The 13,338-nt window shown below is 72.8% G+C and carries 11 protein-coding genes; 3 read left to right on the top strand and 8 right to left on the bottom strand.

Going from position 1 to position 13,338, the window contains the following annotated elements:
• Positions 1 to 5: 5 nt before the first annotated feature.
• Together EV378_RS31890 and EV378_RS31885 are read left to right on the top strand one after the other, a co-directional pair.
• Complete coding sequence (locus EV378_RS31890; protein ID WP_132431299.1) at positions 6 to 1,610, top strand: flavin-containing monooxygenase; 1,605 nt, start codon at positions 6 to 8, stop codon at positions 1,608 to 1,610.
• Between the two features lie 581 nt (positions 1,611 to 2,191).
• Complete coding sequence (locus tag EV378_RS31885; protein ID WP_132431297.1) at positions 2,192 to 2,842, top strand: hypothetical protein; 651 nt, start codon at positions 2,192 to 2,194, stop codon at positions 2,840 to 2,842.
• Positions 2,843 to 3,046: 204 nt separating this feature from the next.
• On the opposite strand, the gene EV378_RS31880 is transcribed toward EV378_RS31885, so the two are convergent.
• From EV378_RS31880 to EV378_RS31855, 6 genes are read right to left on the bottom strand one after another with little or no spacing between them, the layout of a single operon-like run.
• The gene (locus EV378_RS31880; RefSeq protein WP_132431295.1) at positions 3,047 to 4,939 is read right to left on the bottom strand and encodes an oxidoreductase; all 1,893 of its coding nucleotides are present in this window, start codon (positions 4,937 to 4,939) and stop codon (positions 3,047 to 3,049) included.
• Positions 4,936 to 5,130 (bottom strand): ferredoxin, encoded by a 195-nt coding sequence (locus tag EV378_RS31875; RefSeq protein ID WP_132431293.1) that lies wholly within the window; start codon positions 5,128 to 5,130, stop codon positions 4,936 to 4,938. The genes EV378_RS31880 and EV378_RS31875 overlap by 4 nt, the downstream gene beginning before the upstream one ends.
• Positions 5,127 to 6,329 (bottom strand): cytochrome P450, encoded by a 1,203-nt coding sequence (locus EV378_RS31870; protein WP_132431291.1) that lies wholly within the window; start codon positions 6,327 to 6,329, stop codon positions 5,127 to 5,129. The genes EV378_RS31875 and EV378_RS31870 overlap by 4 nt, the downstream gene beginning before the upstream one ends.
• A 40-nt stretch (positions 6,330 to 6,369) precedes the next feature.
• On the bottom strand, positions 6,370 to 7,152 hold the full coding sequence (locus tag EV378_RS31865) for an ester cyclase (protein WP_132431289.1): 783 nt from the start codon (positions 7,150 to 7,152) through the stop codon (positions 6,370 to 6,372).
• A gap of 7 nt (positions 7,153 to 7,159) precedes the next feature.
• On the bottom strand, positions 7,160 to 7,924 hold the full coding sequence (locus EV378_RS31860) for an enoyl-CoA hydratase/isomerase family protein (protein ID WP_132431287.1): 765 nt from the start codon (positions 7,922 to 7,924) through the stop codon (positions 7,160 to 7,162).
• Entirely contained in the window at positions 7,925 to 9,478 is a 1,554-nt protein-coding gene (locus EV378_RS31855; protein ID WP_132431285.1) for an acyl-CoA carboxylase subunit beta, read from the bottom strand.
• 101 nt (positions 9,479 to 9,579) lie between these two features.
• On the opposite strand from EV378_RS31855, the gene EV378_RS31850 reads away from it, so the two are divergent.
• Positions 9,580 to 11,316 (top strand): acetyl/propionyl/methylcrotonyl-CoA carboxylase subunit alpha, encoded by a 1,737-nt coding sequence (locus tag EV378_RS31850; protein ID WP_132431283.1) that lies wholly within the window; start codon positions 9,580 to 9,582, stop codon positions 11,314 to 11,316.
• A 100-nt stretch (positions 11,317 to 11,416) separates the two neighbouring features.
• Here the strand turns inward: EV378_RS31850 and EV378_RS31845 are convergent, their stop codons facing one another.
• Both EV378_RS31845 and EV378_RS31840 read right to left on the bottom strand, forming a co-directional pair.
• On the bottom strand, positions 11,417 to 12,457 hold the full coding sequence (locus EV378_RS31845) for a hypothetical protein (protein ID WP_132431281.1): 1,041 nt from the start codon (positions 12,455 to 12,457) through the stop codon (positions 11,417 to 11,419).
• A 224-nt stretch (positions 12,458 to 12,681) separates the two neighbouring features.
• A complete protein-coding gene (locus EV378_RS31840; RefSeq protein ID WP_165922586.1) occupies positions 12,682 to 13,332 on the bottom strand; it encodes a TetR/AcrR family transcriptional regulator in 651 nt (216 codons plus the stop codon).
• Positions 13,333 to 13,338: the final 6 nt, after the last annotated feature.

Below are 13,338 nucleotides of genomic sequence, written 5' to 3'. Positions count from 1 at the left end.
GACTGTTGTCGCACAACGACGTCGACGCCGTCATCGTCGGAGCCGGGATCGCCGGCCTGTACCAGCTGTACCGGCTCCGGAACGCCGGGCTGTCCGCGCGCGTGTTCGAGACCGCCGACGGCGTCGGCGGCACCTGGTACTGGAACCGCTATCCGGGCGCCCGCTGCGACGTGGAGAGCATGGCCTACTCGTACTCCTTCTCCCCGGAGCTCGAGCAGGAGTGGGTCTGGACCGAGAAGTACCCGACGCAGCCGGAGATCCTGTCCTACATCGAGCACGTCGCGGACCGTTTCGATCTCCGCAAGGACATCACGTTCTCGACGCGCGTCGAGTCCTGCGTGTGGGACGACACGGCCGGCCGGTGGACCGTGACCACGCCGTCGGAGGCGGTGACCGCGCAGTTCGTGATCATGGCGACGGGCTGCCTGTCGCACTCGAAGGCGCCGGAGATCCCCGGCGCCGACCGGTTCCGCGGCCCGATCCACCACACCGGGCACTGGCCGCACGAGGGCGTCGACCTCACCGGCAAGCGCCTGGCCGTGATCGGCACCGGCAGCTCCGGCATCCAGTCGATCCCGATCATGGCGGATCAGGCCGCGTCCACCGTGGTGTTCCAGCGCACGCCGAACTTCTCGATGCCGGCCGGGAACCGCCCTCTCCAGGAGGGCGAGATCTCCGACATGAAGGGCCGGTACCCGGAGTTCCGGAAGGCCCAGCGCGAGTCGGCGTTCGGGGTTCCGGTGGAGCACGCCACCCAGTCGGCGCTGGAGGTCCCGGCGGCCGAGCGCACGGAGAGATACCAGGCGGCGTGGGAGCAGGGGAACCTGGTCGCGGTGCTCGGCGCCTACACCGACACGATCACCGACGCCGCGGCCAACGACACCGCCGCACAGTTCGTCCGCGACAAGATCCGCGAGACGGTCGACGACCCGGCGACGGCCGAGAAGCTGTCCCCGCGCACGTTCCCGTTCGGTACGAAGCGGCCCTGCCTGGACACCGGCTACTACGCGACGTTCAACAAGCCGAACGTCGACCTGGTCGACCTGCGCGAGACGCCGCTCGTCGAGATCACCGAGAACGGCGTGCGGACGTCGGAGCGCGAGTACGAGGCGGACTCGATCGTGTTCGCGACCGGCTTCGACGCGATGACCGGCGCCCTGAACGCGATCGACATCCGCGGCCGCGACGGGGTCTCCCTGCGGGACAAGTGGGCCGACGGTCCGCGCACGTTCCTCGGCCTGGCCGTGGCCGGGTTCCCGAACCTGTTCACGATCACCGGGCCGTCCAGCCCGTCGGTGCTCTCGAACATGATCGTCTCGATCGAGCAGCACGTGGACTGGGTGACCGACCTGATCGAGCACCTGCGCGCGAACGGCCTGGACCGGGTCGAGCCCACGACGGCCGCCGAGGACGAGTGGGTGGAGCACGTCCGCGTCGTCGGTGACGCGACGCTGTTCCCGACCGCGGACTCCTGGTACATGGGCTCGAACGTCCCGGGCAAGCCCCGGGTGTTCATGGCCTACGTCGGCGGAGTCGGACCGTACCGCGAGCAGTGTGACGCGATCGCCGCGGACGGGTATCGCGGGTTCGTCCTCGGTTCGGCCGCCTGACCGCTCCGGCCGGTCGACCACTCGGCCGGTTGGTCGGTCGGCCGGTTGGTCGGTCGGTCGTCCGTCTGACCTGCTTGACGGTCCGGTCCGGTCCGGTCCGGTCCGGATCGGGGCGGGACACCACCCCGATCCGGACCCGACGGCCGATCGCCTGCTGGCCGGCCGGTAGCCGCACCGACCGCGACGACGGAGCGCTGTAGACCCGGGACCGCCCCCACCCCGCGGACGCCACACGCGGCCGTCCAGAGAACGCACGACGATCCGGAGAACGCGCTGTCGTTCGGAGAACGCGCGCGTCCCGACACGCGCGAACACCGGATCAGAGCGCGAACGCCAAAATCGGACCGCGAGCACCGAATCGGACCCCGAACGCCGGATCACACCACGAACACCAACTCAGACCGCGAAGGCCCGATCAACGCGACCGCCGGATCAGAGCGCGAACACCGGACCAGCGCGCGACCGGCCGATCAGCGCGCGAACGCCGGACCAACGCGCGAACAGGCCGAATCAGCGCGCGAACGCCGGATCAGCGCGCGGTCCGGCGATCACCACCGCGCGTCCGGGCGCGACAAGACGCCATGATCGACGGTCGGGCCGCAACCCGTTCGCATATCGAACGCCCGCCTCCACAACCGCTGATCATGAACGCGGCGCGGACCCGAGTGCGGCACAGCGTCACCGATCGCCGTCGAACGCGCACTGATCCGCACAACGCGCACGCACCCGGAGAACACACGCGTCCGGACACGCGCAAACACCGAATCAGGCCGCAAACACCGGATCGGACCGCGAACACCGGATCAACGCGCGGCCGGCGGATCAGCACGCGTCCGGCTGATCAGCGCGCGAACGCCGGATCAGCGCACGTTCCGGCGATCACCACGCCGCCCCCCGGGCGCGACATTGACGCCGTGATCGACGGCTGGGCCGCAACCCGTTCACGTATCGAACGCCTGCCTCCGCAATCGCTGATCACGGACGCAGCGCGGACCCACGACAGCGGCACAGCGTCACCGATCGCCGTCGAACACGCACTGATCCGCACAACGCGCATCCACCCGGAGAACACACGCGTCCGGACACGCGCAAACACCGAATCAGGCCGCAAACACCGGATCGGACCGCGAACACCGGATCAACGCGCGGCCGGCCGATCAGCGCGCGAACGCCGGATCAGCGCGCAGTCCGGCGATCACCACCGCGCGTCCGGGCGCGACAAGACGGCGTGATCGACGGTCGGGCCGCAACTCGTTCGCATATCGAACGCCTGCCTCCACAACCGCTGATCATGAACGCGTCGCGGGCCAGGACGGGCGTGTGCCGACCCGTGCCCGCCCCGCCGACGGAGGTGACACCCGTGCCGATGACGCGAACGAACGTCGCACTCGTTCGGGAGACGGTCGGGATCGGACGCCGGCCGGCAGCACCCCGGCTCAGACCGTCAGGCCCGCGTCGGCGCCTTCGTTGACGGCGCGGACGAAGTCGGCCGGGGTGTCGGCGTCCCCCACCACCCGGACCTCGAGGCCGGGCGGCAGCGCGTCGAGCGCGCCGGTCGGGCGCCACCCGATGGCCAGGGCGACCAGGTCGGCGGGCGTCTCATGGAGGGCGCCGTCGGCGTCGGTCCAGGTCACGGCGTCGGACTCGATCCCCACGACCGTCGCCGACGTCAGGATCTCCACGCCGGCGTCGCGCAGTCCGCGGACCATGGTGCGGCGGGTGATCGCCTCGATGCCGGCGCCGACCGACCGTCGCATCTCGACGATCGTGGTCGGGACGCCACTGTCGGCGAGCAGCTCGGCCGTCTCGCACCCGGTGGCGCTGCCGCCGATCACGACCACGCGCGCTCCGTCCGGCACGGTGATCTGACCGCGCAGCAGGCGCTGGGCGTCGTGCACGTGCGGGGCGTCGATGCCCGGGATCGGCGGCACCAGGGGCGAGGCGCCGGTGGCGAGCAGCAGCACGTCCGGACCCTCCGAAGCGACGACGGCCGGGGTCACGTCGACGCCGACCGTCACGGTGACGCCGAGCTCGTCGAGCACGCGTCGCTGGTGGGCGCGGTAGCGCAGCACCTCGTGCTTGCTGGGCGCCAGCGACGCGACCTCGAGCTTGCCGCCGAGCTCGCCGTCACGCTCCCACAACGAGACCTCGTGACCACGGAGCCGCGCGATCCGGGCGGCCTCCAGCCCGGCCGGGCCCGACCCGACGACCATCACCCGGCGCTTCACGGAAGCCGCCTCCACCACCCAGGTCCGCTCCCGCCCGACCTCCGGGTTCACCGAGCATCGCGCCCGCTCCCCGCGCCCGACGAGATCGACGCACGCGTTGCACGCGATGCACGGCCGCACGTCGTCGAGCCGTCCGGCGGCGACCTTCGACGGCCAGTCCGGCTCGGCGATCAGTCCCCGGCCGAGCAGCACCAGGTCCGCGTCCCCGTCACGGACGGCGGACGCCGCGTCCGCCGGGTCGTCGAGCCGCCCGACGGCCATCACCGGCACGTCGACCGCGCGCCGCACGGCCGCCGCCAAGTGCCGCATCGCCCCGCGCGGTGTCGACATCGGAGCGAGCGTTACCTGCAACGACAGCCACGTCCCGGCCGTCACCGAGATCGCGGACGCGCCCGCGTTCACGATCATGCGGGCGGCCGCGACGGCCTCGTCGATCTCCAGCCCACCGCTCGGGCCGTCGGAGCCGTTCAGCCGCCACACGAGCGGCAACCCCGACGAGTCGACGATCGCCCGCGCCACCTCGACGCTGAACCGGGCGCGGCCGGCGAGATCGCCGCCGTAGGAGTCGGTGCGCCGGTTGAACCCCGGCGACAGGAAGTTCGACGGCAGGTACCCGTGCGCGCCGTGCACCTCGACGAAGTCGAACCCGGCCTCGCGGGCGCGGACGGCGGCCGCCGCGTAGTCCGCGATGACGGAGCCGATCTCGCCCCCGGTCAGCTCGTGCGGCACCGGAGCGGCGGAGTTCAGCGGCACCGGCGACGGCGCGACCGACGGCCCGTCGACGACCTGGCGCCCCGGGTGCATGAGCTGCACGCCGACCGTGACCTCGAAGGGGCGCAACGCGTCCACGAGACCGCGCAGCCCGGGAAGGAACTCCGGCCCGGACAGGCGCGGCTCCGGCCCGACCGTGTCGGCGGAGACGAGGCAGCCCTCGACGGTGATCGTCCCGACGCCGCCCTCGGCGCGGCGGCGGTAGTAGGCGACCGTGTCGTCGGTGATGTAACCGCCGTTGTCCAGGCAGGTGCCCATCGGCGCCATGACCAAGCGGTTCCTGAGCGTCAGGGGCCCCAGCCGGACCGGCTCGAAGAGCACGCCGCTCATGGGTGGAGCGTCAGCGCGCGGACCGGGCAGGCGTCGACGCCGGCCTGGGCGACGTCCTCCTCGCCCTCCGGAACGGGACGGTCGGTGCCGACGGCGCTGAGGCCGTCGTCGTCGAGCGGGAACAGGTCGTAGTCGACGACCATGCACTGGCCGTGTCCCTCGCACACTCCACTGTCGACGGAGACCTTCACACGCTCACCTCCAGCGCCTCCAGCGACCGGGAGGCGACGGCGGGCTTCCAGCGCGGCTCGGCGGCCAGTGCGAGATCCGGCAGCCGGGACACGATGCGCCCCACCGCGATCCGGGTCTCCATCCGGGCCAGCTGCGCGCCGATGCAGGCGTGGATCCCCTTGCCGAACGCGACGTGCGGGTTCGGGCTGCGCTCGATGTCCACAGTAGCCGGATCGGCGAACCGCTCCGGGTCCCGGTTCGCCGCGGCCAGCACGAGGTGCACGCGCTCTCCGGGCGAGATCGTCCGGCCGCGGATCTCCGTCTCGTCGACGACCCAGCGGTTGATCACCTTGATCGGCCCGTCGAAGCGCAGCAGCTCCTCGACCGTCGTGTTCAGCAGGTCGGGGTCGCGCCGCAGGCGGGCCAGGTCGTCCGGGCGACGCAGGAGCGCGAGCGTCGCGTTCGCGATCGAGTTCGTCGTAGTCTCGTGCCCGGCGAACAGCAGCAGCGCGCACATGGCGGACAGCTCGTCGTCGGAGAGCTTGTCGTCCTGCTCGGTGCCCATCATCGCGGTGAGCATGTCGTCCCCCGGCTCGGACCGGCGTTGCTCGATCAGCGAGCGGAAGTACGCGTCCATCTCGTGCAGGCCGCCGAGCGCCCGCTCGTGCCGGTCGCTCCCGCCGCCGCCGAACGCGACCAGGGCGAGCTCGTCGGACCAGTCCCGGAACCTGTCGCGGTCGGCGACGGGGGCGCCGAGCATCGTCGCGATCACCGTGGCGGGCAACGGGTACGCGACACCGGCGATCAGGTCGCCCCCGGTGAAGGCGTCGATCAGCTCGTCGACCAGCGCCGTGATCGACGCGTCCATCGCCGAGATCCGCTGGCCCTTGAACGCGCCGGCGGCGAGCTTCCGAAGGCGGCTGTGTGCCGGTGGGTCGGACACGACCATCCACTCGCTCATCAGCGCGAGCACCCGGTCGGCCGCGCTGTCCGACGTCTCGCCACGGGCTGCCCGGGCAGCGCGCACCGGGCGGACCCGGTCGTTGGACAGCGCCTTGTTCGCGAACGCGGCGGACACGTCGTCGTAGCGGGTGAGCAGCCAGGCGCGGTGGTCGGCGCTCCAGTGCACCGGGTCGTGCTCGCGCAGCGCGTCGAGCAGCGGATACGGGTCCGCCGTCGCCTCCGGGGTGAGGAGGTCGTCGTCGAGGGCTGTGTTCATGCCGTCTCCGCGGGACGGAGTACGTCGGCGGTGTCGTCGCTCATGCCGCCTCCGCCCGGGTCAGGGACCGCGCGAGGTCCTGCCGGTTGCGCACGCCGTACCCGTCCACGACGTCCCCGCCCGCGACCCGGACGAGCGCGACGAGGTGCAGCGTCGCCGGACACCCGACGGCAGAGGGGTCGACGCCGTCGAGCCCGCCCGCGTACGTGCCGGTCCGCGTGACCCGCACGGCGACCCGGTCCCCGGCGGAGAACACGTCGTCCACGCGGTCGGAGGTGTCCGTGACGAGCGCGCGGTCGTCGCCGTCGTCCCAGTGCACGCCGGCGGACGGGAACCCGGCGGCGACCCAGCCCCGCACGACGTTCTCCGCATCCGGGTCGGCGGGCACGGCCACCGTGTCCCACGGCGCGACGGCGGGCGCGTCCACCGGGTCCGGCCGGGAGCCGCAGAGCTGGCGGCGGCGGGACAGGTAGTCCTGCTCGACCCAGTTCTCCGTCAGCTTCCGCCCGTTCCACCGGTAGAGCCCCAGGCCGGACCAGGACGCGGCCGCGCCGCCGTGCCGGTTCGACGCGCCGTGCTCGGTGAAGCGCATGGCCAGCCGGTCGCCGTTGGTCACGACGTCGTGCACGGTCAGGCCCAGCCCCGGGAACTGCGTGAACTGCCTCTCGGCGGCCGGGATGTACAGCTCGTCGCGCCCGGAGATCTCGTGCGCGCCCATCCGCAGCGTGTAGTCCGGCTCCATCAGGTCCGCGCAGACCGACGTGTCGTGCCGGTTCGTGTAGTCCACGACGTACCGGCGCATCAGCGCGACCAGCGGCTCCACCGGAGACTCACCGCCCCTCGAACGTCGGCGTGCGCTTCTCGACGAACGCGGCGATCCCCTCCGCGGCGTCGGCGGTGCCGTGCAGCGCGGTGAGCGCGGCCGTCGAGTGCTCGAACTCCCCGCGGTCGACACCGCGGTTGACCAATGCCTTCCCGGTCGCGACGGCCAGTGGTGCGGCCGCCGCCATGCGCTCGGCCAGCCCGCGCGCCGTGGTCATCAGCGAGGCGGCGGGGACGACCTTCTGCACCAGCCCGATCCGCACCGCCGTGTCGGCGTCCACCCGCTCCCCGCCGAACATCATCAGCTTCGTCCAGGAGCGGCCGATCACCGACGGGGCGCGCAGCACGCCGAACCCGGGCACCAGCCCGACGGCCGTCTCCGGCATCGCGAACACGGCCGTGTCCGCGGCGAGCACGACGTCGCAGGCCAGCGCCAGCTCGCAGCCGCCGCCCATCGCGTACCCGTTCACGGCCGCGACGACCGGCAGCGGGCTCTCCTCGACGGCGGCGAACGTCCGCATGCAGTCGCGCTGGAACTCGCGCTTCGCAGCGGGCCCGTCGAGCTCGGCGAAGCTCGCGATGTCCCCACCCGCCGAGAACGCCTTCTCCCCCGCGCCGGTGATGACCACGACGCGCGTCGCGCCGTCGGTCTCGCATGTGGACAGTGCGTCGCGCAGGTCCGGCCAGAAGTCGCGGCCCATCGCGTTGAGCTTCTCCGGCGCGTCCATCGTGATCGTCGTGACGGCGCCGTCCGTCTGCACCCGCAGCTTCACTCAGGCCTCCTCGTGCGCGGCGACGGACAGCGCCGCCACGACCACGCGCCGGGTCTCGGACGGTTCGATCACGTCGTCGAGCGACAGGTGGGCGGCGGCCTCCCACGGCTCCGCCTCGCTGATCCACTCCGCGGTCAGCTCCTCGACGAGCGCGGCGTGCGCCTCCGGCCCCTGCTCGGCCAGCACGGTCTCGAGTCGCCGCCGGTTCACCGTGCGCACGCCCGTCTCCGGCGCCATGAACCCCAGCTCGGCGGACGGCCAGGCGAACAGGAAGTCCGGCGCCGTCGGCCGCCCGCCCATCGCGAAGTGCCCGCCCCCGTAGGCCTTGCGCAGCACCACACCGATCTTCGGCACGGTGGCTTCCGCGATCCGGGACACGAGCGCCTCGTAGCCGTGCAGGATGCCGCCGCGCTCGGCCGCGGTGCCGATCATCAGCCCGGGCACGTCGTGCAGGAACACGAGCGGGAGCCCGAACGTGTCGCAGAGGTCGACGAACGCGCGTTCCTTGGCCAGCGCGGCCGGGTCCAGCGCGCCGGCCCGCACGATCGGCTGGTTGCCGACGAGCCCGACCGGGCGCCCGTCGATCCGGGCCAGTGCACACAGCACGGAGCCGCCCCAGCCGTCCGCCCACGGCAGCACGGACGACGCGTCGGCGAGGCAGTCGAGAACGTCGTGCATGTCGTAGCCGGAGCGGTTGCCGAGCGGGACCACGTCGTCCCAGTCGTTCCGGACCGGCTCGAGCGGCGCACCCCAGCGGACCGGACCGCCTGCCCGCGAGGGCAGGTAGGACAGGAACGCGGCGATCGCGTCGAACGCGTCGGCCTCGGTCTCGACGACGAGGTGCGCGTTGCCCGCCTCGGTCGCCGCGGACGGCCCGCCGAGCTCCTCGTCGCTGATCTTCTCGCCGATCGCGGGTTCGACGACCGACGGCCCGGACAGCGCCAGCGACGCGCTGCGAGTCATCACTACGAAGTGCGCCGTCGACGCGTGCAGCGCCGAGTCGCCGTAGCTCGGCCCGAGCACCGCGGCGGCGCGCGGCACCGCGGGCGTGCCCGGCCGCGGCTTGAGGAACGTCCGGAAGTCCAGCGGGAGCCCGGAGAACCGCCAGCCGGACACGTCCGGCATGCGGCCGCCGTCGGCGTCGCAGAGCAGGACGAGCGGGAAACCGTGCCGCTGCGCGTGCTCGATCAGCCTGCCCTGCTTGCGCATCGAGACCGGCGCCGTGGTGCCCGCGACGACGCTCGCGTCGATCCCGATCACGCCGATCCGGCGGCCGTCCAGCAGGCCGAACCCGGTGACGACGGCGTCGCCCGGGATGTCCTTGGCCCTGCGCAGCTCGGGCAGCGCGAGCGCGCCGATCTCGAACCACGACCCGTCGTCGACGAGCAGGTCGATCCGCTCGCGCACCGGCAGCCGTCCGGACGCGCGGTGCCTGTCCAGGCCCTCCGGCCCGCCCATCGCCAGCGCCCGCCCGCGGTGCTCGCGCAGCTGCGCCACACGGTCGGCCATGGTCGACGCGCCGGTCGGTCCGACCCGCTGATCCTGCCCTGGCAACGCGCCTCCTCGTCGGCTCGTCCGGTCCGCGATAGAGTACCAGACGGACGGTTGGTAGAAAGCCGTTCTGCCCGGACAGACGGCCTGACAGAGTGGAGCACATGGTGCGCTCGGTCCTCATCGCGAACCGCGGCGAGATCGCCGTCCGGATCGTGCGCGCGTGCCGGGATCAGGGCGTGCGCACGATCGCCGTCTACAGCGACGCCGACGCCGACGCGCTGCACGTGCGCCTGGCCGACGAGGCACACCGCATCGGTCCGGCACCCGCCCGGGAGTCCTACCTGTCCGTCGACGCCGTGCTCTGCGCCGCCGCGGCGAGCGGGGCGGACGCCGTGCACCCGGGCTACGGGCTGCTCTCCGAGAACGCCGCGTTCGCCGCCGCCGTCGTCGACGCCGGGCTGACCTGGATCGGCCCGGCACCGGACGTGATCGCGCGGATGGGCGACAAGGTCGCGGCACTCGAGACAGCCCGTGCCGCACAGGTCCCGGTGCTGCCGGGCAGTGACGGCACCGTCGAGGCCGGGCCGCGGGCTGCACGGATGGCGTCGGAGATCGGCTTCCCGCTCGTGGTCAAGGCGGCGTTCGGCGGGGGCGGGCGCGGCATGCGCGTCGTGCGGTCCCCTGAGGACCTGGACGCCGCGCTGATCGCCGCCGCCCGGGAGGCGAGCGCCGCGTTCGGACGGGGTGACGTCTACGTCGAGCGCTACCTCGACCGCCCGCGCCACGTCGAGGTCCAGATCCTGGCCGACGCGCACGGCACCGTCCTGCACCTCGGTGACCGGGACTGCTCGGTGCAGCGCCGCCACCAGAAGCTGATCGAGGAGGCGCCCGCCGACCTGCCGTCGGACGTCCGGTCCGGGCTGCACGCCGCGGCCGTCCGGCTGGCGCGCGAGGTCGGCTACGTCGGCGCCGGGACGGTGGAGTTCCTCGTCGACGGCGCGCAGTTCTTCTTCCTCGAGATGAACACCCGCCTGCAGGTCGAGCACGGCGTGACCGAGTTGGTCACCGGCGTCGACCTGGTCGCCGCACAGCTGGGTGTCGCGGCCGGGGACAAGCTGTGGTTCGCCCAGGACGACGTGACGGTGGACGGCCACGCGATCCAGGCCCGGATCGCGGCCGAGGACCCGTACGCGGGATTCCGCCCGTCACCCGGCACGGTGCGCGGGCTGCACCTCCCGCTCGGGCCGTGGGTGCGCTGCGACCTGGGCGTCGAGGCCGGTGACGCGGTCGCCCCGGAGTACGACTCGATGTTCGGCAAGATCCTGGCCCGCGGCCCGGACCGGGACTCCGCGCGTCGCCGACTCGGTGCCGCGCTCGACGAGCTCCTCGTCGACGGTGTCCCGACGACGGCGCCCTACCTGCGCACGGTGCTGGACGAGGAGACGTTCGTGGACGGCACGCACGACACCGGCTCGGTCGAGCGGGACTGGGTGCCGACGACGCCACCGGAGGCCCGGCCCGCTCCGGCCCCGGCCTCCGGGCGTCCGGAGGCCGGACCCCGGACCCGGCGGGTGCGGATCGCGACGGACCGGGGTCCGGTGGAGATCGCGATCCCGAGCCGGGCGGACCGGTCGGAGCGGATCCAGCAGGGCTCGTCCGGCGTAGGTGGCGCCACGTCCGGCGCCGCGCCCACCGCCCCGATGGACGCCACCGTCGTCGACGTGCCGGTCGCGGCCGGTGCGGCGGTCTCCGCCGGCGACGTGCTGGTGGTGCTGGAGGCGATGAAGATGGAGATCGAGGTCCGCGCCCCGGTGGACGGGACGCTCACCGCCGTGCACGTCTCGTCCGGGGCGTCGGTCGCCGCCGGCACGGTGCTGGCGGACGTCACCCCGGCCTGACCGGGACCCCGCCGGCTGCGACTCGCCCGCCGAGATGCAGCTCAGCGGGCGCCGATGATCGACGACGCCCGCTGGACCGCATCTCGCCGCGGTTCGCCGCTCAGTGGTGCAGCGCGGCCACGTCGGCGTGCCCGGCGTCGGACGTGTCGTGGTCCGTCGCCGCGGCGTGCCCGGAGCCCTCGTGGGACACCGGCGCGTTCTCGTGCTCGACCGGAGCGGCCGTCTCGTGCGTCTCGTGCGTGGACGGCTCGTGCGTGGTCGTCGGCTCGGACGTGCTCGTCGAGCTGTCCACGTCGTGCGCGTCGCCGGGGAGGTCCTTCACGTGCGAGAACACCTCGTGGTCCGGCGAGTAGCCCGGGTCGATGTCGTGGGCGGGCTGCGTGTAGCCGGGGTCCGGGTCGTGCGCGAGCACCGGGAACGTCGTGGGGGTGTGGTCCCCGCCGGTCGTCGTCGGAGCCGGGTCGCCACCGGCCGGGGCCGGGTCGAGCGGGTCACCCTCGGGGTGCACGGTCTCGTGCACGACGATCGGGTCGTGCGGGCCGTGCGGCGTGGGCCAGTCGTCGATGATCGGACCGGTGACGACGACGGGCGGGGGCTCGACGACGCCGCCGTGCCCGTCGAGCTCGGGCGCGCCGTCGATCGGGGTGTCCTCCGGCAGGCCGAGGTCGTGGTTGACGTGGTGCTCGTCGGTGGCGACGTCGTGGCCGTCCTTGTCGACCTGCGCCTCGTCCTTCGCGAGCTTGTCCTGGTCGGCGTGCAGCGCGTCGGTGTCGGTCTTCAGCTTCGCCGCGGCGTCGTCGAGCGTCCTGTGGGCGTGGGCCGACGAGAGCGCGGCGGTGTGCGCGTCCTGCTCGGCCGTGGCCATCTTCGACTTGGCGAGGGCGATCTCGTCGGCGTCCCCTGCGGCCTGCGCGGCGGCCAGTACCTGCTGCTGGGCCTGGACGCGCGCGGCCGCCTCGGCCAGCGCCCTGTCCGCGTTGACGACGTCCTTCGCGGCCGTGCCCGCGGCCTTCTCGTCGTCGTGGACGGTCTTCTCGTCGTTCGCCACCGTGAGTCGGTCGGCGTCGCGGACGGCGATGTCGCCGTCCAGCTTGACCTCGTCCTGGGCCAGCTTCAGGAGGTCGGCGGTCAGGTCGCTCATGGCGGGCTCCTCGGGATGCGGTTCCGGTGTCGTTGCTGTTACCACCGAACAGTCCTCCGGAACGAGGCCGGTGCCATGAGTAGCGACCTACTCCGAAATTGCCGGCCGCTTACCTATTCGCGGTGAAACGCAGCCCACTGACCAGCACATACCGGTGAAAAAGGGGCGCAATCTACCGACACGAGTAGCGATTCCCGACGAGCCGGGAAAAGCACCCGAACCGGTCAGACACCCCGGGCGGCCAGAGCGTCCGGCGTCGCGATCCCGCGCACGGCCATGCCGGCCAGTTCCGTCGCGATCTGGTCGGCGGAGAACGCGCCGCCGGGCCGGAACCAGCGGTACACCCAGTTCGTCGACCCCAGCACGGAGAGCGCGGCCAGCCGGGGGTCGATGTCGGTGCGGACGAGCCCCTCGGCCTGGCCGGCCTCGATCAGGCCGCGGAACACACCCTGGTAGGCGTGCTCGTTGCCGAGCACCTCGACCCGGCGGTCCGGCGGCAGCGCGGACAGCTCGTGCAGGAACACCGCCGTCGGGACGAGGTTGCGGCACGTGTGCTCGACGTGCCCGACGATCACGTTCTCCAGCCGCTGCAGCGGATCGCCCGGCAGCTCCGCACGGGCCCGGATCACGGCCAGCCCGTCGCGGTGGACGGAGCTGATCACGTCGAAGAGCAGGTCCTCCTTGGACTGGATGTAGTAGTAGAGGCTGCCCTTGAGCATCCCCAGCCGGTCCGCGATGTCCTGCAGCGACGCGCCGTCGTAGCCCTTCTCGTAGAAGACCTGTGTGGCGACCTCGATCAGCTCGGCCCAGCGCTCCTCGCGGGGCTTGCGCTCCCCTCCGGAGCGCCGCACGCTGCGGCCTGCTGGTTGTCGCACGCCTAC

The sequence above is a fragment of the Pseudonocardia endophytica genome, assembly GCF_004339565.1.
Classification (GTDB): Bacteria; Actinomycetota; Actinomycetes; order Mycobacteriales; family Pseudonocardiaceae; genus Pseudonocardia; species Pseudonocardia endophytica.
This window is presented reverse-complemented; position numbering and strand designations above follow the sequence as displayed.

Excerpts from the sequence above, each read along its gene's own strand:
- EV378_RS31850 (WP_132431283.1), top strand. The coding sequence starts at position 9,580 with ATGGTGCGCTCGGTCCTCATCGCGAACCGCGGCGAGATCGCCGTCCGG.
- EV378_RS31845 (WP_132431281.1), bottom strand. The coding sequence starts at position 12,457 with ATGAGCGACCTGACCGCCGACCTCCTGAAGCTGGCCCAGGACGAGGTC.
- EV378_RS31880 (WP_132431295.1), bottom strand. The coding sequence starts at position 4,939 with ATGAGCGGCGTGCTCTTCGAGCCGGTCCGGCTGGGGCCCCTGACGCTC.
- EV378_RS31885 (WP_132431297.1), top strand. The coding sequence starts at position 2,192 with ATGATCGACGGTCGGGCCGCAACCCGTTCGCATATCGAACGCCCGCCT.
- EV378_RS31870 (WP_132431291.1), bottom strand. The coding sequence starts at position 6,329 with ATGAACACAGCCCTCGACGACGACCTCCTCACCCCGGAGGCGACGGCG.